At 69.9% G+C, this 17,571-nt stretch carries 17 protein-coding genes and 1 pseudogene; 8 read left to right on the top strand and 10 right to left on the bottom strand.

The genetic code is table 11. From position 1 onward, the window contains the following. Nucleotides 1-106 precede the first annotated feature (106 nt). Nucleotides 107-217: pseudogene (locus tag ABD378_RS44260) on the top strand (IS481 family transposase); the annotation flags it as partial. Between the two features lie 132 nt (nucleotides 218-349). Here the strand turns inward: ABD378_RS44260 and ABD378_RS34370 are convergent. The 3 genes from ABD378_RS34370 to ABD378_RS34360 all read right to left on the bottom strand — a co-directional run bounded on the left by ABD378_RS34370 (nucleotide 350) and on the right by ABD378_RS34360 (nucleotide 2,697). Beyond that, nucleotides 350-934 carry a DinB family protein gene (locus ABD378_RS34370; protein ID WP_344527485.1) on the bottom strand — a complete coding sequence of 195 codons (585 nt, stop codon included), beginning with the start codon at nucleotides 932-934 and terminating at the stop codon, nucleotides 350-352. A 204-nt stretch (nucleotides 935-1,138) separates the two neighbouring features. Continuing rightward, a complete protein-coding gene (locus tag ABD378_RS34365) occupies nucleotides 1,139-1,711 on the bottom strand; it encodes a MarR family winged helix-turn-helix transcriptional regulator (protein ID WP_344527483.1) in 573 nt (190 codons plus the stop codon). 194 nt (nucleotides 1,712-1,905) lie between these two features. Continuing rightward, a complete protein-coding gene (locus tag ABD378_RS34360) occupies nucleotides 1,906-2,697 on the bottom strand; it encodes an acetoacetate decarboxylase family protein (protein WP_344527481.1) in 792 nt (263 codons plus the stop codon). 808 nt (nucleotides 2,698-3,505) lie between these two features. On the opposite strand from ABD378_RS34360, the gene ABD378_RS34355 reads away from it, so the two are divergent. After that, entirely contained in the window at nucleotides 3,506-4,804 is a 1,299-nt protein-coding gene (locus ABD378_RS34355; protein WP_344527479.1) for a glutamine synthetase family protein, read from the top strand. Nucleotides 4,805-4,868: 64 nt separating this feature from the next. Beyond that, nucleotides 4,869-6,143, top strand: a complete 1,275-nt coding sequence (locus tag ABD378_RS34350; protein ID WP_344527477.1) for a cytochrome P450 — start codon at nucleotides 4,869-4,871, stop codon at nucleotides 6,141-6,143. A 2-nt stretch (nucleotides 6,144-6,145) separates the two neighbouring features. Here the strand turns inward: ABD378_RS34350 and dusB are convergent, their stop codons facing one another. Both dusB and ABD378_RS34340 read right to left on the bottom strand, forming a co-directional pair. Beyond that, nucleotides 6,146-7,276 (bottom strand): tRNA dihydrouridine synthase DusB, encoded by a 1,131-nt coding sequence (dusB, locus tag ABD378_RS34345; protein WP_344527474.1) that lies wholly within the window; start codon nucleotides 7,274-7,276, stop codon nucleotides 6,146-6,148. Nucleotides 7,277-7,364: 88 nt separating this feature from the next. Next, a complete protein-coding gene (locus tag ABD378_RS34340; RefSeq protein ID WP_344527472.1) occupies nucleotides 7,365-8,264 on the bottom strand; it encodes a helix-turn-helix transcriptional regulator in 900 nt (299 codons plus the stop codon). Between the two features lie 101 nt (nucleotides 8,265-8,365). Here ABD378_RS34340 and ABD378_RS34335 point away from each other — a divergent pair, with 101 nt between their 5' ends. Then, complete coding sequence (locus tag ABD378_RS34335) at nucleotides 8,366-9,826, top strand: MFS transporter (protein WP_344527470.1); 1,461 nt, start codon at nucleotides 8,366-8,368, stop codon at nucleotides 9,824-9,826. An 81-nt stretch (nucleotides 9,827-9,907) separates the two neighbouring features. Beyond that, nucleotides 9,908-11,389: an MFS transporter gene (locus ABD378_RS34330; protein ID WP_344527468.1), complete on the top strand. Its 1,482-nt coding sequence runs from the start codon at nucleotides 9,908-9,910 to the stop codon at nucleotides 11,387-11,389. Here the strand turns inward: ABD378_RS34330 and ABD378_RS34325 are convergent. Continuing rightward, nucleotides 11,328-12,038: an SDR family oxidoreductase gene (locus ABD378_RS34325; protein ID WP_344527465.1), complete on the bottom strand. Its 711-nt coding sequence runs from the start codon at nucleotides 12,036-12,038 to the stop codon at nucleotides 11,328-11,330. The genes ABD378_RS34330 and ABD378_RS34325 overlap by 62 nt on opposite strands. Before the next feature lie 114 nt (nucleotides 12,039-12,152). Between ABD378_RS34325 and ABD378_RS34320 the strand changes: the two genes are divergently transcribed. Together ABD378_RS34320 and ABD378_RS34315 are read left to right on the top strand one after the other, a co-directional pair. Further along, a complete protein-coding gene (locus ABD378_RS34320) occupies nucleotides 12,153-12,542 on the top strand; it encodes a MerR family transcriptional regulator (protein WP_344527463.1) in 390 nt (129 codons plus the stop codon). After that, nucleotides 12,539-12,967, top strand: coding sequence for a protein-tyrosine phosphatase family protein (locus ABD378_RS34315; RefSeq protein ID WP_344527461.1), 429 nt, complete (start codon nucleotides 12,539-12,541; stop codon nucleotides 12,965-12,967). The genes ABD378_RS34320 and ABD378_RS34315 overlap by 4 nt, the downstream gene beginning before the upstream one ends. A 28-nt stretch (nucleotides 12,968-12,995) precedes the next feature. Here ABD378_RS34315 and ABD378_RS34310 read toward each other — a convergent pair whose 3' ends face one another. The 4 genes from ABD378_RS34310 to ABD378_RS34295 all read right to left on the bottom strand — a co-directional run bounded on the left by ABD378_RS34310 (nucleotide 12,996) and on the right by ABD378_RS34295 (nucleotide 16,389). Next, entirely contained in the window at nucleotides 12,996-13,577 is a 582-nt protein-coding gene (locus ABD378_RS34310) for a TetR/AcrR family transcriptional regulator (protein WP_344527459.1), read from the bottom strand. A 24-nt stretch (nucleotides 13,578-13,601) separates the two neighbouring features. Further along, entirely contained in the window at nucleotides 13,602-14,618 is a 1,017-nt protein-coding gene (locus ABD378_RS34305; RefSeq protein ID WP_344527457.1) for an aldo/keto reductase, read from the bottom strand. A gap of 89 nt (nucleotides 14,619-14,707) precedes the next feature. Continuing rightward, nucleotides 14,708-14,914, bottom strand: coding sequence for a hypothetical protein (locus ABD378_RS34300; RefSeq protein WP_344527455.1), 207 nt, complete (start codon nucleotides 14,912-14,914; stop codon nucleotides 14,708-14,710). Nucleotides 14,915-15,009: 95 nt separating this feature from the next. Then, entirely contained in the window at nucleotides 15,010-16,389 is a 1,380-nt protein-coding gene (locus tag ABD378_RS34295; protein WP_344527453.1) for a glycine--tRNA ligase, read from the bottom strand. Nucleotides 16,390-16,566: 177 nt separating this feature from the next. Between ABD378_RS34295 and ABD378_RS34290 the strand changes: the two genes are divergently transcribed. Next, entirely contained in the window at nucleotides 16,567-17,556 is a 990-nt protein-coding gene (locus ABD378_RS34290; RefSeq protein WP_344527451.1) for a metal ABC transporter substrate-binding protein, read from the top strand. Nucleotides 17,557-17,571 lie beyond the last annotated feature (15 nt).

The raw sequence follows: 17,571 nt of genomic DNA, 5'->3' as shown, positions 1-17,571 counted from the left end.
GCCGATCGCGCACGTGGCTGCGGAAGCCGGAATCTCCCGCCGCTGCCTGGCCAAGTGGTACGCCCGCCGGCGCGCGCTCGGCGAGAACGGACTACACGGCCGGGTCGGCGACCTGGTCCACGTCGACGTCAAGAAACTCGGACGCATCCCGACCGGCGGCGGCCGGCGGATGCACGGCGTCGGCACCGAGTCCGCCCGCGCCTCCCCACGCACCGGTCCCGGCACCGGCACCGGCAAGGTCGAAGCAACTACCGAATCGTCTTCGACCAGCCGCCCGAACCACTCGCGGACATCCCGCAGCAGCTCACCTTCGAGGACTTCGGGTAACCAAGGTCCCGAGACACCACATCTAAGCCTTGATCGGTGCGGCCGACCTGGCGGCCTGCTCGATCTTCGCGCAGTAGGCCGCACGCGCTTCCTCGTCGATCTGCTGCTCGTATTCGGGGCGCACCCCGGTCCGGCCGTCGAGGCCCTCGCGCAGGATGTCGGCGTGCCCGGCATGCCGGTTGGACTCGCCGAGGACGTGGACCATGACGGCGAACAGGTTCGTGTTGGGACCAGGCTCCGGCCACCACGGCACGTGGCCGGGGGCGTCGAGGGGAAGCTCGTTGATCGTCGCGTCCGAGTGTTCCCACGTGCGCCGGTAGAACCCGACGATCTGATCGCGGGTCTCGTCCTCGGTCGCCCACTGATCGTTGCCGTTGTAGTCCTGCCACCGGCACAGCGGTTCGGGAGAAGGGCGGTCGAAGACCTCGCCGAAGTACCTGGCCTCAACGGTGGCCACGTGTTTGACCAGGCCGAGGAGGTTGGTCCCGGTCGCCGTCAAAGGCCGGCGGGCGTCATATTCGGACAAGCCGTCGAGTTTCCAGAGCAGCGCCTTGCGGTCCCGCCGCAGTCTCCCGTGCAGGTTGTCTTTCGCGAATTCATCGATCATGCGGCATGAGCCTGCCATGGGCTGCTCATGGCCTCAAGATCCCGTAGGTGGTCCGCAACGACCGGCAGAGCCGGGGCCTGGCCATGGCGAAGCGGCGCGGGGAGTCTGAGGGCGGACTCGGCGGAGCCAGTCGCGGCGGTGCGCGGGGCTTCGGCTCGGGCGGGTCTACCCCTTGGCCCGCCTGCCGCTTCGGCTCGGGCGGGTCTACCCCTTGGCCCGCCTGCCGCTTCGGCGAGGCGTCGGATCCGCCCCGTCGAGCAGCTCCAGCCTCCGCTCGTCCCCCTTCTCCTCCGTCTGCACCACGATCTTCCGGAGGAGGTCCGCCAGCGTCCGGCACTCCTCGTCCGTCAACCCGTCGGCGACAAACGCCTCCTCCGCGTTGAAGGCGGGGAACACCTCTTCCATCAGCCGCTCCCCCTCCCCGGTGAGCCGCAGCAGGGCGAGGCGCCCGTCGTCCGGGTGGCTCCTCCGCTCCAGCAGGCCCCGGCCCGCCAGCGTCCGGGCGACCCCGGTCAGCGTGCCCTTGGAGATGCCGGCCTCCTCGGCGACGTACCGCGTCTCCATCTCGCCCCAGATCCAGACCACGTACAGCACCACGAACGACGTCCACGTCAGCTCGGCCCCGCGCAGCACGGAGTTCTCGAAGTGCTGCCGGACGGCCGACGCCGCGCGGTAGATGTTCGAGACGGCGGCCATCTGCTCGTACTTGAGGGGGGTGCCGCCGAGCTTGGCCCGGACCGCCTTCTCGGTCTCGCGGATGGAGCGGTAGCCCGTCACGTCCGTGTCTCCTCGTTCCTGTGGTGCCGGTGGTGCCGGTGGTGCCGGTGATGCCGGTGATGCCGGTGATGCCGGTGGCGCCTGCGCGCCCACCGTCAAGTCTCCCAAGAGCTCTTGCCGGGGCACATGCGTGTCCGTACCTTCAGCGCCACTCGCATTTCGTACGGGCTCAAACGATAACGCGGTCCGTTGCCCTACAGGCCCCTCTCCAGCAGCGTGCCGCCGTTCCAAGTCACCCCCACCTGGCGGTAGTACGCGCCGATCGGCTCCTCGATCGTCAGCGCTGCCAGCTCTTCCGTGGGTGCCTCGAAAAGGTCCAGCTCCGCCTCGCCCGACCAGGCCTGACCGCCCTCGAAGGAAGCGGCACCGGATGCGATGAGCTCGTCGAGCGCCAGCCCCTTCCCCTCTATGGCGGGGAGTTGGCGGTGGTGGGCCATGGGGTGGGCGTTGACGAAGCCGTTCGTCTCGGAGGGTTCGCGCAGGGTGACCACGGCCTGGGCGAGGCGACGGTCGGCGGCGGCGAGAGTGGCACCGAAGGCGGCGCCCGCCTCGATGCGGGGGGCGGGGCCGAAGGGGTGCGGGCGGGTCAGGTGGATCGAGCCGAGCTTCTTGGGGTAGCCCTGGTGGTTGCCGCGGGCTATGGCGAAGTCCTTGTCGACCCAGATGTAGACGCAGCGCGAGTAGGTGTGGCCGCGGTGGTCGCAGCGCACCACGGCGAAGCACTCCTTGTACTGGGACCGCACCGGGTCGAGCAGCTCCGCCTTGGAGTCCCCGCAGGACTGCCAGTCGGCCCAGATGAGGGCGACCGCGCCGGGGTCGTCTGCCGCCAAGTCGAGGGGTGCGGGGAGGAGTTCGCGGACTCGGGCGGGGTCGGTGCGGTACTCGACGGTGAGGAGGTCGCCCGAGTAGTGCCAGGGTGGGGCCGGGATGAGGGAGGAGCGGCCCGTCGCCGTCTTGGGCGGGAAGAATCCTTGAACTCCGGCCATGAGTAGGCTCCTTCGGAGGCGCCGGTGCATTCGTTTGGATCCGTACGTTAAGCCTCTCGCGCCGGGGGCGCTACGGGACCGCGGCCGCCGGCCGTGGGGCGGGGTGCCGCGCCGATATCTCCACCCTCGCTATCGTCCGGTGACCGCGGACCTGCTCCGGCTTGGGGGCGGGGCCGCGCCGGTATGTCCGTCCTCGCTATCGTCCGGTGGCCGCCTGGGCACTTCGGCACCGGAGCGCCGCGAACCGTGCTCCGGGCAGACATACCGGCACGTCCCCTCGTGTCTCGATGCCGACTGCGAGTGCGTGGGGGCGGGCCGACCCCTCCCCCGCCCACGAGTACGCGGGGGGCGCCCCTCCGCGCCCGCCCCCTGCACATTCCCCCCCCCCAACCAAGCCACGCCCCCACCCACCCCCTGACACCCCGGGGCAAACGGGCGGGTGGGCGGGAAGGCCTGTTCGGTCAGGAGGCGCTGCGGGGTGATCGGGCGGGTGGGTGGGGAGGCCTGTTCGGGAAGGAGGCGCTGCGGGGTGATCGGGTGGGTGGGTGGGGAGGCCTGGTCGGGCTGGGGAGGCCACGGGGGCTCCTGCGGGGGCAAGGCCAGGCAGGGCGAGGGGAGTTGCTTCGGGGAAACACCCGTAGGGCTTGCGCGGCTCCTCGTAGGTTTCTATCGTTTGGTCTCAAACGATAGGCCCGATCCGCCCCGCAGAAAGGCTGGACCACGGGTGAGCGAAGCGAGCGCAACACCGCAGCCACAGGCCCCCCACGTCGCAGAAACGGTTGACGCACTGCGCTCCCAAGGGACCGACGTGGTCCGCGTCATCTATCCCGACCTCATCGGGGCCGACCGAGGCCGGGACATCCTCGTAGGGCACCTGCCGAGCGCCTGCGCTCACGGGCTCTCCTTCTGCCGCGCCGTCTACCACACCAGCCCCCAGGGCGACGTCGTTCCAGTCGCGGGCGGGCTCGACGCAGGGCTTCCCGACGTCTCCGTACGGCCCGACCTCTCCACCCTCCAGGCGCTGCCCTGGGAGCCCGGCGTCGCCTGGTGCCTCGGGGACACCTTCGATCCCGCCACCGGCGAGCCCGTCGCCGAATCGCCACGCGCCCTGCTGCGGCGGGTACTTGGGGGAGTTGAAGAGCATGCCGGGGGTGCCGTCACCCCGGTCGTCGGGCCCGAGCTCGAATACTTCCTGTGCGAGGCCGACCCCGCCGCCCCCTCCGGGTGGTCCGTGTACGGCGGCGCCACCGGCAACGTATACAGCGCGGGCCGGCGCGGTGACCCGGACGGTCATCTCCTGCGCACCCTGCGCTCACTGGACCAGCTCGGCATCGGCGTCATCGCGGGCAACCACGAGTTCGACGGCGGGCAGTTCGAGATCAACCTCGGCCACTCCGACGCCCTGGACGCCGCCGACCGCGCCTTCCGCTTCAAGGCCGCCGTCAAGGAGACGGCCCGTCGCGAGGGGCGGCTCGCGACCTTCATGGCCAAGCCGTTCAACGGACTCGGCGGCTCCGGCTTCCATCTGCATGTCTCGCTGGTCGACGGCGCAGGGCGCAACGTGTTCGAGGACGCGGGCGCCCCCGACGGTCTCTCCGCGACCGCCAGGCACGCCATCGCCGGTCTCCTGCGGCACGCGCCCGCCCTCAGCGCCCTGCTCAACCCGACCATCAACTCGTACAAGCGGTTCGGCCCCGACACCCTCGCCCCCTGGCTGATCGACTGGGGTCTCGACAACCGCAGCGCCATGCTCCGGATTCCGCCCGAGAGGGGGGCCGGGACGCGGGTCGAGCTGCGGCTCGGCGACGCTTCCGCCAATCCCTATCTCGTCATGGCGGGGGCCGTCGCCGCGCTTCTCCTCGGCATCCGCGACAAGTCGGAGCCGCCTGCCCCGCTGGAGGGCTACGGCTACCAGGAGGACTCCGCGCCCCGCCTGCCCGGCACACTCGGCGCCGCGCTCGACGCCCTGGCGGCCGACGAGGCGCTGACCGGGCTCCTGGGCACGGAGTTCACCGACGCCTTCCTCACGTACAAGCGCAATGAGATCGAGCGCTTCCAACAGCACGTCACCGAGTGGGAGTTCACGGAGTACGCCTTCCTCATCTGACCGCGCCCGCCCGTCCGCCATGAGGTCCGGTGAGACCGTGAGATCCCTAGAAGGAGTGCGTTCCATGAGTACCGTCACGGGGCCCGCCGCCCTCGCCCTGTCCGACGTCGACCTCGCCGACAACGACAAGTTCACCGACGGCTCGCTGCCCTGGCGGATGTTCGACGTGCTGCGCCGGGAGGACCCCGTCCACTGGCAGCCCGAGCCCGCGCCCAACTCCGGTTTCTGGGCGGTCACCCGGCACGCGGACATCGTGCGCGTGGACCGCGACCCGGAGACGTTCACCTCGATGCGGTTCACCAACCTCGAAGAGGTCGATGAGGATCACATCGCTCTGCGCCGGTCCCTTCTGGAGACCGACGGCATGCGGCACCGCGCGATGCGGCTGATCCTGCAGAAGCAGTTCACGCCGCGCGCGGTGGCGACGTACGAGACATTTCTGCGCGGACTCACCGCCCGCACCCTCGACGCGGCGCTCCCCAAGGGGACCTTCGACTTCGTGAAGGAGATCTCGGCGGACTTCCCCATCAACGTGCTCGCGCGGATGCTCGACGTCCCCGAGGAGGACACCCAGCAGCTCATCGACTGGGGCAACCGCATCATCGGCAACACGGATCCCGACTACGCCGACGTGCTCCTGGAGAGTGCGGAGAGCGAGCAGTATCGCGATCTGCCGTTCCGTTCACCTGCCGCGCTCGAAGTCTTCGAGTACGGAAGGAAGTTGGCCGCGAAACGGCGCGGCGGTGACGGCACCGACCTCGTGAGTACGCTGGTCAACAACTCGCCCAAGGACGGTGTCCCGCTCTCCGGCACCGACTTCGACAACTACTTCCTGCTGCTCGTGGTCGCGGGCAACGAGACCACCCGGCACGCCATTTCGCACTCCATGCTTGCGCTGATCAATCACCCTGATGAGCGCGCGAAGCTGGTCGCCGATCCCTCGCTCATACCGGGCGGCGTCGAGGAGTGCCTGCGCTGGGCCTCGCCCGTCTACCACTTCCGGCGGACGGCGACCCGTGACGTGGATCTTGGCGGCAAGCTGATCAGGGAGGGCGACAAGGTGGTGCTGTGGTTCGCATCGGGGAATCGCGACGCGGATGTCTTCCCGGATCCGTACCGCTTCGACGTGACCCGCGAGAACATCGACCACGTCACCTTCGGCAAGGGCAGCCCGCACTTCTGCCTGGGCAACTCCCTGGCCCGCCTGGAGATGCGGATCATGTTCGAGGAGCTGCTGCCCCGGCTCGCGGACATTCGGGTGAGTGGTGAAGTCCGGCGGGTGCGGTCGAACTTCGTGAACGGGATCAAGGAGCTGCCGGTCACCGTGACACTGGCCTGAGCTCAGCCGCCGGAAGTGTCCAGTTCCGCGTCCTCGCTGATGCCCGCGCAGTCGTAGGGGTCCTTCAGCCAGCCGTCCGGCAGGACGACTCGATTGTTGCCCGACGTGCGGCCTCGCGGACCGTCCGCTCCCGTCGGCCACGCCTGGTCGAGGTCCAACTCGCCCAGACCGTCCTCGAGTTCGGCCAGGGATGACGTGATCGCGAGGCGCTTGCGCATCTCCGAGCCGACCGCGAAGCCTTTCAGGTACCAGGCGACGTGCTTGCGGAAGTCGATGACACCGCGCGCCTCGTCGCCGATCCACTCGCCGAGGAGGGTCGCGTGCCGCAGCATGACGGCGGCGACCTCGCGCAGGTCCGGGGCCTTGGGCGCGCCCGTGCCCTCGAAGGCGGCCACCAGGTCGCCGAAGAGCCAGGGGCGGCCGAGGCAGCCGCGGCCGACGACGACTCCGTCGCAGCCGGTCTCCTTCATCATGCGGACCGCGTCGGCCGCCGACCAGATGTCGCCGTTGCCGAGCACCGGGATCTCCGGGACGTGCTCCTTGAGGCGGGCGATGGCGTCCCAGTCGGCGGTGCCGCCGTAGTGCTGGGCGGCGGTGCGGCCGTGCAGGGCGATCGCCGTGACGCCTTCCTCGACTGCGATGCGGCCCGCGTCGAGGAAGGTGATGTGCTCGTCGTTGATACCCTTGCGCATCTTCATCGTGACGGGCAGGTCCCCGGCGCCGCTGACGGCCTCACGGAGGATCGCCCGGAGCAGGGGCCTCTTGTACGGGAGCGCGGAGCCGCCGCCCTTGCGGGTGACCTTGGGGACGGGGCAGCCGAAGTTCAGGTCGATGTGGTCGGCGAGGTCCTCCTCGGCGATCATGCGGACCGCCTTGCCGACCGTCGCGGGGTCGACGCCGTACAGCTGGATCGAGCGAGGCTTTTCCGTCTCGTCGAAGTGGATCAGCTGCATCGTCTTCTCGTTGCGCTCGACCAGCGCCCGCGTCGTGATCATCTCGCTGACGAAGAGGCCCTTGCCCCCGCTGAACTCCCGGCACAGCGTCCGGAACGGCGCGTTCGTGATGCCCGCCATGGGGGCGAGCACGACGGGCGGCCGCACGGCGTGCGGGCCGATCTGAAGCTGGGGCTCCATGGCGCGGGGTTCCTCCGGGGCGAACTGGTCGGTGCTGAGCTGCCGGGCGCTTTCGGGAAACGGGCGCGGGAAAGCGAGGGCAGACCTCTTATTGTCCCTCATCCGCGCGACTGCCCACGCGCCCGGCCTTCACCAGGCGGTGCAGCTCCTCCGTGGCCGCCTGCGAGCGCGCGTCCGCCGGGACGTACGTACCCAGGCGCGGGCCCTCGGCCGGGCCGAGCCACAGCCCGTGGTACGTGAAGTGCAGCGGGCCCACGAGGGAATTGTTGAACCGTTTCGACTGGTCCACCGCCTGCAGCACCTCGTGCCGCTCCCACAGCTCGCAGAACACCGGCGAGGCCTTGCGCATCCTCCTGAGCAGCGTCTTCCACGCCGGGTCCGCGAGATGCCCGGCCATCCGCGCCCGGAATCTCGCGACCATCCGGCGCATCGTCTCCTCGCGGTCCTCCATGGCGGCCTGCCAGGCGGGGTGCGTGAAGGTCAGCCACATGCAGTTGCGGTCCTCGGGCGGCAGCACGTCGAGGTCGGTGAGGAGATTTCCGTACGTCGCGTTGTAGGCGAGGACGTCGTAGCGGGAGTTCTGCACGCACGCCGGGTACGGCTCGAGCTGGGTGACGATCCGCAGCAGGCCCTGCGGTACCGACGCGATCTCGGCGGCCGGTGAGGGGTCGGCGGTGCCCGCGAGCTGGAAGAGGTGGGCCCGCTCACCGGCGTCCAGCATCAGGGCACGGCACAGCGCGTCCAGGACTTGGGCCGAGACATGGATGGCGCGGCCCTGCTCGAGCCACGTGTACCAGGTGACGCCGACCGTGGAGAGGTGCGCGACCTCCTCGCGGCGCAGGCCCGGCGTGCGGCGGCGCGGGCCGCGCGGCAGGCCCGCCTGCTCGGGGGTGATGCGCTCGCGGCGGCTGCGCAGGAAGTCGGCGAGCTCACTGCGGCGGATACGGTCGGGCTGTGCCGGGGCCGCGGTGTCCATGAGACTGTCCATGGGACCAGCTTGCCCGCCCGGTGATCCTGTTTCCAGGTAGTACAGGTACCAGGATAAACAGACTCTGGTACCAGGCTGGAGGTTCGACGACCGTCGTACTCGTGAACCTCACGAACTCCACAGCCCACGTCCTCAAGCCCACCACCCCGTCCACCACCGGCACCGGGCACCCGGCCTCCCCCGCCCTCACCCCGCTCGGCCTCGTCACCATCCTGCTCGGCGCCGCGCTCCCGATGATCGACTTCTTCATCGTCAACGTCGCCCTGCCCAGCATCGAACACGACCTGCACGCGTCCCCCGCCACCCTGGAGATGGTCGTCGCGGGCTACGCCGTCGCGTACGCCGTGCTGCTCGTGCTCGGCGGGCGGCTCGGCGACACCTTCGGCCGCCGCAGGCTCTTCCTCTGGGGCGTCGCCGCCTTCGGGGTGACCTCGCTGGCCTGCGGGCTCGCGCCCGGAGCCTGGTGGCTGGTCGGGGCGCGCGTCGCGCAGGGCGCGGCCTCCGCGCTGATGCTGCCGCAGGTCCTCGCCACCATCCACGCGACGACGCGGGGTGAGCGGCGGACGAAGGCGGTCGCCCTCTACGGCTCGGTGGGCGGCATCTCCATCGTCCTCGGCCAGGTGCTCGGCGGTGTCCTGGTCTCCGCCGACCTGGCGGGCACCGGCTGGCGCGCGGTGTTCCTGGTGAACGCGCCCGTCGCGGTCGCCGCCCTGCTCTGCGCGGTGCGCTCCGTGCCGGACAGCCGCGCCGAGCAGCCCACCCGCAGCGACATCGGCGGCACGCTCCTGCTCGCCGCGTCCCTGATCGCGCTGCTGCTGCCCCTGACCGAGGGAAGGGCAGCGGGCTGGCCCTTGTGGTCGGTGCTTTCCCTGATCGCATCGCCGTTCATCGCCTGGGCCTTCGCCCGCGTCGAGCTGCGCGCGGAACGCACCGGCGGCAGCCCGCTGCTGCCTCCGTCGCTGTTGCGCGAACCCGGCGTACGCAGGGGTCTCACCATCGGCCTGCCCATCTTCACCGGCTTCGCAGGATGGATGTTCGTCAGCGCGGTGACGCTCCAGCAGTGGCTGGGCTTCAGCCCGTTGAAGTCCGGTCTGACCCTGATCCCCATGGGTGTCGCGCAGTTCGCGGCGTCGATGCTCGCCCCGCGCCTGGTGACGCGGCTCGGCAGCCGCGCGCTGACGCTGTGCGCGCTGGTGCACGCCTCCGGCCTCGCGATCCTCGCGCTGACGGTGCTGTGGACGCCGTGGTCGGCCCTGAGCCCGCTCGTCCTCGCCCCCGGCCTCGCCCTGTGCGGTCTCGGCCAGGGGGTGCAGCTCGCCCTCTACTACCGCATCGTGCTCGCCGCGGTGCCGGCCGAGCGGGCGGGCGCGGGCAGCGGTCTCGCGGCGACGGTCCAGCAGTCCTGCCTGGCCATCGGCGTCGCCACCCTCGGCTCGCTCTTCCTGGCCCTGGTGCCGGGCCTGGGAATGCGGAACGCGTTCGCGATCGTGCTGGCGGCGCAACTGACCGGGCTCATCGGCCTCGCGCTGCTGAGCCTGCGGCTGCCGCGCAGGCTCGGCTGAGGGCAGGGGGTGCGACGGGGCGGCCCAGGCAAGTACGGCCCACGAACGCGACATACAGCCGACCGAGATACCGTCGAAACCATGCCCGAACCAGAGCTCACGCACCGCCGGCGCATGCTCGTCCTCGCGATCTGCTGCATGAGCCTGCTCATCGTCAGCCTCGACAACACCGTCCTGAACGTCGCGCTGCCCAGCATGGCGCGGGAGTTCGACACGAGCATCTCGGGCATGCAGTGGACGATCGACGCCTACACCCTCGTACTCGCCGTGCTCCTCATGCTCGCGGGGTCGACGGCGGACCGCGTGGGACGGCAGAAGATCTTCAAGGTGGGCCTGGTGATCTTCACCATCGCCTCGGTGGCCTGTTCCCTCGCGCCCAACCTGGAATCCCTCGTGGGCTTCCGCATGCTCCAGGCGGTCGGCGGCTCCATGCTCAACCCGGTCGCGATGTCGATCATCACCAACACCTTCACCGAGCCCCGCGAGCGGGCCCGCGCCATCGGCGTCTGGGGCGGGGTGGTCGGCATCTCCATGGCGGCGGGCCCTCTGGTGGGAGGCGTCCTTGTGGACTCCGTCGGCTGGCGCTCCATCTTCTGGATCAACCTGCCGGTCGGACTCGCGGCCCTGCTCCTCACCATCCGGTACGTCCCCGAGTCGCGCGCCCCCAAGCCACGCCGCCCCGACCCCGTGGGCCAGCTCCTGGTCATCGTGGTGCTCGGCGCCCTGACGTACGCGATCATCGAGGCCCCCACGGCGGGCTGGACATCGCCGCTGATCATCACGTTCGCGGCAGCTTCGCTCCTTGCCCTCGTCGGGCTCATCGCCTACGAACCGCGCCGCGCCGAGCCCCTCATCGACCTGCGTTTCTTCGGCTCGGCGCCGTTCAGCGGGGCGACCGTCATCGCGGTCTGCGCCTTCGCCGCGCTGGGCGGCTTCCTCTTCCTCTCCACGCTCTACCTCCAGAACGTACGCGGCCTGAACGCCCTGCACGCGGGCGTGTGGATGCTGCCGATGGCCGCGATGACGCTGATCTGCGCCCCGCTGTCGGGCCGCCTGGTCGGCAGCCGGGGCCCGCGGCTTCCGCTCCTGGTCGCGGGAGTCGCGATGACGGCGTCCGGGGTCCTCTTCGCCGCCTTCGACGCGGAGACCACGAACGCCACGCTCTTCCTCGGTTACGTCCTCTTCGGCCTCGGCTTCGGCTTCGTCAACGCCCCCATCACCAACACCGCGGTCTCCGGAATGCCCCGCTCCCAGGCGGGCGTGGCCTCCGCGGTCGCCTCCACCAGCCGCCAGATCGGCCAGACGCTCGGCGTCGCGGTCATCGGCGCGGTCCTCGCCTCCGGCGTGGGAAGTGCGTCGTACGCCGCCACCTTCACCGAGGCGAGCCGCCCCGCCTGGTGGATCATCGCGGGCTGCGGCCTCGCGGTCCTGATCCTCGGCGCCCTGACCAGCGGCCGCTGGGCGAGGGAGACGGCACGCCGGACGGCGGAGCGGCTCGAGGCTATGCCGCAGGGACCGCTTGCGGGTACAGCGCGCTCGGATCGGCGCTCAGCGCGGCCTTGAGCTGGATGCTGACCTCGTCGGCGAGTACCTCGAACGCGCGGGCCTCGACGCCGTCGAGTGCGGCGCGTACGACATCGGCGGGGTCGCTCTTCTCCACGTCGTACCCGGCCATCATGTCGGTGTCGACGCTCCCCACGACCAGTCCCGTCACCGAGGTGCCCTGGCCGATGAGTTCGAGCCGGACGCCGTTGGTGAGGCTCCAGGCCGCCGCCTTGGCGGTGGCGTACGCGTTGGCGCCGTCGTACGAGGTCCAGGAGAGGGCCGAGAGCAGGTTGAGGACGGCCCCGCCGCCGTTGCGGGCGAGGGCCGGGGCGAACGCGCGGATCATGTTCAGCGGGCCGAAGAAGTTCGTCTCCATCTCGAGCCGGATCTGATCGAGGTCTCCGGCCACGAGGTTCTGCCGGGTCGCGGTCCCGGCGTTGTTGATCAGCAGCGTGACGTCCTGCGCGGCGTGGGCCGCGGCGGCGACGGACGCCGGATCGGTGACGTCGAGCCGCAGCACTTCCACTCCGGGGATGTCGACGAGCTCCGGGGTGCGCGCGGTCGCGTAGACCTTGGCGGCGCCCCTCTCCAGGAGCTGCTGGGCGAAGTGGCGGCCCATGCCGCGGTTGGCGCCGGTGACGAGAGCTGTGGAACCGGAGATGTTCATGGGGTGCCTCCTGGTGCGTACGGACGAGAGCTGGTCGCTCGTGGATTACGCTAAAACCTGACGTTGACGTCAGAGGCAAGTCCCGGCGGTGACCGGGAGCCAGAAGGAGGACGCGTGCGCATCGGGGAACTCGCCGCCAAGGCGGGCGTGAGCGTGCGGGCGCTGCGCTACTACGAGGAACAGCGCCTGCTCGCCTCGGAGCGCAGCGCCAGCGGGCAACGGCTCTACGCGGACGGCGCGGTCGACCGCGTAGGGCTCATCCAGCAGCTGTACGCGGCGGGTCTGCCCAGCAGGACGATCGTGGAACTCCTCCCCTGCGTCGAGACCGGTGAGGTGACCACGGAGCTGCTGCACCGCCTGGCGGCCGAGCGGAGCCGCATCGACGCCCAGATCCGGAGCCTGACGAGCACCCGGGGCAGGCTCGACGACATCCTGACGACGACCGCCACGTCCTGGTGCACGGGCGAGCCCTGCCCGCCGGCCGGCACTACTCTCGCCCCGTGACTGAGACTTGGGACCACACGGCACCAGGCGTACTGCGCCTCCCGTCGGGCCGGCTCATCCGCGGCCGTGGCCTGCGGCGACCGCTCCCGGACGGCCCGGAGCCCGACTTCGCGCTGTACCTGCTGGGCAAGGAGCCCCCCGCGACCACCTGGGAGTCCCGGTGGCTGCGCTGGCCCGACTTCCTGCTGCCCGCCGACCCCGAGGCGACGGCGGCCGCCCTGCGCGAGGCGTGGGAGCGGGCCGCGACGGAGCGGGTCGAGGTCGCGTGCGGCGGCGGACAGGGGCGTACGGGGACGGCACTAGCCTGCATCGCGGTGCTGGACGGGGTGCCGGGCGGTGAGGCGGTGGCGTATGTGCGGGAGCACTATGCGCCGCGGGCGGTGGAGACGCCGTGGCAGCGCGGATTCGTGAGGCGGTTCAGCTGACCCGGGGATCCCGGAGCGGCGACGACCCTTACCGGCGCAGGCCGCGCAGGACCAGGTCGACGACCGCCGTGAAGGCGGGTTCGATGCCGGGCTTGGACCACTCCCCCGCGTAGGCCGGGTCGTGGAAGCGGTTGGTGGCGTCGAAGACCGCCCGCGATGTGGAGGCGGGGTCCGGGGCGGTGAACTCGCCCCGGGTCACGCCCTCTTGAATGATCGCGGTCAGCTGGCCTGTGAGGTCGGCGATGTGCCGGTCCACGACTCCGCTGTTCTCGCCCGTCAACACCGTGTACGTGGCGAAGAGTTCAGGGTCGTCGCCCGCCTTGTGCTGCTTGGCGGCAAACAGGCCCGCCAGCCAGTGGCGCAGCTTCGCCTCGGGTTCCTCGGTACCGGAGACGATTCCGGACAGGGCCTGCGAGGTGCGGTCCAGCCACCGCTTCGTGACCGCCTCGCGCAGCTCCGCCTTCGTACGGAAGTGGCGGTAGACCGTGCCATGGCTGACTCCCAGCGCGCGGGCCACGTCCACGACGGTGGCCTTCGCCGCGCCGTGGCGGCGCAGCATCTCCTCCGTCGCCTCGAGGATGCGCTCAGTGGTCAGGGTGCCGGTTGCCATGACAGTGACCGTACCTGGGGGCGATCAGTGCTCGCTGTCGAGGTGCGCCATCTGTGCCTCCGGGTAGCGTGCGCCGGCCGCGGCACCCGCGGGAACCGCCTGCTCGATCGCGGCGAGGTCGGCCTCGTCGAGGGTCACGTCAAGGGCGCCGAGCGCCTCGGTGAGACGGTCGCGGCGGCGGGCTCCGACGAGCGGGACGATCGCCGCGTCGTGCCGCGGGCCCTGCGCGAGCACCCAGGCGATGGCCGTCTGCGCGACGCTGACGCCCTTCTGCTCGGCGACCTTGCGCAGGGCGTCGACGAGGTCGAGGTTCCGGTCGAGGTTCTCGCCCTGGAAGCGGGGGCTCATCGCCCGGAAGTCGTTCGCGGCCAGCTTGCGGTCGCGGGCGAAGTGGCCGGAGATGAGGCCGCGGGAGAGCACTCCGTACGCCGTGATCCCGATGCCGAGCTCGCTGACCGTCGGCAGGATCTGCTCCTCGATGCCGCGGGAGACGAGCGAGTACTCGATCTGTACGTCGGAGATGGGGGCGGTGGCGGCGGCGCGACGGATGGTGTCGGCGCCGACCTCCGAGAGCCCGATGTGGCGGACGTGCCCCTTCTCGACCAGTTCGGCGATGGCGCCGACGGTCTCCTCGACGGGGACGTCGGGGTCGATGCGGGCGATCCGGTAGACGTCGATGTGGTCGACGCCGAGCCGCTGGAGCGAGTACGCGGCGAAGTTCCTGACCGCGGAGGGCCGCCCGTCGTACCCGGACCAGCCGCCGTCCGGGTCGCGGAGGGCACCGAACTTGACGCTGGTGAGCGCCTGCTCGCGGCGCGCGGCGGGAGCCGAGCGGAGGGCTTCGCCGATCAGCATCTCGTTGTGGCCCATGGCGTAGAAGTCGCCGGTGTCGATGAGGGTGACGCCCGCTTCGAGGGCGGCGTGGATGGTGGCGATGGACTCCGTGCGGTCGGCGTCGCCGTAGAGCGCGGACATGCCCATGGCGCCGAGGCCGAGGGCGGAGGACTGGGGGCCGGTGGTTCCGAGAGTGAGAGTGCGCATGCATTCACCATGCCATGACAGATGACAGATTTCAATATCTGTCATCTGTCATCTGTCAGTCGTTGCTGCCGCCCGCTCCTTCGTGGCTCCTAAGGGATCGTCGGGTCCACCGTCGCCTGATGCTCCTCGGCGAGATGTTCCTCCGCCTTGAGCCACGGCAGGAACTGCACCCGCTTCCCCCAGCCGCACGTGTCGCAGCTCAACTGGCGCTGGACACCTGATTTCCGCACGTGCACGACATGCTCGCGCCCGTGCTGGTCCCATCTGCTGACCTTGCTCGTGGTCATCGAAGGCATGGCGAACAGTGTGCAGCAGAAGGCCCCGGTTCCCTATGCGGAACCGGGGCCTTCTTTCAAGCTTCACTCAGCGAACGTCACAGCGAGGCCAGGCGTCAGCAGCCCACCAGGCGGGAAGCGAGGTAGCCCTCGATCTGGTCGAGGGAGACGCGCTCCTGCTTCATCGAGTCGCGCTCGCGCACCGTGACCGCGTTGTCGTCCAGGGTGTCGAAGTCGACCGTCACGCAGTACGGCGTGCCGATCTCGTCCTGTCGGCGGTAGCGGCGGCCGATGGCGCCCGCGTCGTCGAAGTCGATGTTCCAGTTCTGCCGCAGGGCCGTGGCGAGGCCCTTGGCCTTCGGCGACAGCTCCGGGTTGCGGGAGAGCGGCAGGACCGCGACCTTCACCGGGGCGATGCGGTGGTCGAAGCGCATGACCGTCCGCTTCTCCAGCTTGCCCTTGGCGTTCGGGGCCTCGTCCTCGATGTACGAGTCGAGGAGGAAGGCCAGCATGGTGCGGCCGACGCCCGCCGCGGGCTCGATGACGTACGGAGTCCAGCGCTCGCCGGCCTCCTGGTCGAAGTAGGACAGGTCCTGGCCCGAGGCCTTGGAGTGCGCGGAGAGGTCGTAGTCCGTGCGGTTGGCGACGCCCTCAAGCTCGCCCCACTCGCTGCCGCCGAAGCGGAAGCGGTACTCGATGTCAGCGGTGCGCTTGGAGTAGTGGGAGAGCTTCTCCTTCGGGTGCTCGAACCACCGCATGTTCTCCTCGCGCAGGCCCAGGCCGGTGTACCAGTTCCAGCGCTGCTCCATCCAGTACTCCTGCCACTTCTCGTCCTCGCCCGGCTTGACGAAGAACTCCATCTCCATCTGCTCGAACTCGCGGGTCCGGAAGATGAAGTTGCCGGGCGTGATCTCGTTGCGGAAGGACTTGCCCATCTGCGCGATGCCGAAGGGCGGCTTCTTGCGCGAAGTCTGCTGGACCTGGGCGAAGTTGGTGAAGATGCCCTGCGCGGTCTCCGGGCGCAGGTACGCGACGGAGCCGCTGTCCTGCGTGGGGCCGAGGTGCGTGGCGAGCATGCCGGAGAACTGCTTGGGCTCGGTGAACTGGCCCTTGGTGCCGCAGTTGGGGCAGTTGACGTCGGCCAGGCTCTCGGGCGGACGGCCGTGCTTGGCCTCGTACGCCTCTTCCAGGTGGTCGGCGCGGTGGCGCTTGTGACAGGAGAGGCACTCGGTCAACGGGTCGGAGAACGTCGCGACGTGACCCGAGGCCTGCCAGACCTCCGTGGCCAGGATCACCGACGAGTCGATGCCGACGACGTCCTCGCGCGAGGTGACCATGTAACGCCACCATTGGCGCTTGAGGTTCTCCTTGAGCTCGACGCCGAGCGGCCCGTAATCCCAGGCGGCACGCTGGCCGCCGTAGATCTCACTGCACGGGTAAACAAAGCCACGGCGCTTGCTCAGGCTGACGATGCTGTCGATCTTGTCGGCGGCCACGGTGCTCTCTTCATTACGACGGTGGGCGAAGCGAATGCTTCAGGTTACCGGCGGCCTTACCCCCCTAATCAAATCGGTTCCCGGTCGACCGCGCATCCACCGCACATCCACCGCGGATCCACCGCAGATCGGACGGCTAGTTGACAATCGTTTCCAGATTTGTTGAAAATGAGTGTCATGAACGTACGTCGCCTCATACCCACCGCCGCCGTCGCCTCCGTCACGGTCCTCGGCCTCACGGCCCTGTCCGCCTGCTCGTCCTCCGACGCCGCGGACAAGGACGGCGACGGCAAGCTGAACGTGACGGCGTCGTTCTACCCCATGCAGTACCTGGCCAAGGAGATCGGCGGCGACCACGTCTCCGTGGACACCCTGACCAAGCCGGGCGTCGAGCCGCACGACCTGGAGCTCAGCCCGAAGCAGACCGCCTCGCTCGGCGAATCGGACTTCATCCTCTACCTCAAGGGCATCCAGCCCGCCGTCGACGACGCCATCGGCCAGTCCGGCGTGAAGAACACCGTGGACGCCGCGGAGCTCACCGAGCTGGAGAAGCACGGCACCGGGGTCGGCCACGACCACGGCGGCGAGGAGCACTCCGAAGAAGAGCACTCCGAGGAAGAGCACGGCCACGACGAGGGCGAAGCCGGCACCGACCCGCACATCTGGCTCGACCCGGTGAAGTACGCCGAGGTCGCCGAGGGCGTCGGCAAGGCGATGGAGAAGGCCGACCCTGATCACGCGGCGGCGTACAAGAAGAACACGAAGGCCCTGGTCAAGAAGCTGGACGCCCTGAACACGAAGTTCGAGGACGGCCTGAAGAACACGAAGTCCAAGACCTTCATCACCACGCACTCCGCCTTCGGTTACCTCGCCGAGCGCTACGGCCTGGACCAGGAGGGCATCGCCGGCGTCGACCCCGAGTCGGACCCGAGCCCCGCCCGCATCAAGGAGCTCCAGGACATCGCGAAGAAGGACGACGTCTCCACGGTGTTCTTCGAGACCCTCGCCAGCGACAAGACCGCCAAGACGCTCGCCACCGACGCGAACCTCAAGACGGACGTCCTTGACCCCCTGGAGGGAATCACGGACAAGTCCAAGGGCGATGACTACGTAGGGGTCATGGAGTCCAACCTCGCCGCGCTGCAGAAGGCCCTCGGCGCGAAGTGAACGTAAGGCCAGAAG

The organism is Streptomyces rectiviolaceus (genome assembly GCF_039533825.1).
In the GTDB taxonomy this organism is placed as follows: Bacteria; Actinomycetota; Actinomycetes; order Streptomycetales; family Streptomycetaceae; genus Streptomyces; species Streptomyces rectiviolaceus.
This window is presented reverse-complemented; position numbering and strand designations above follow the sequence as displayed.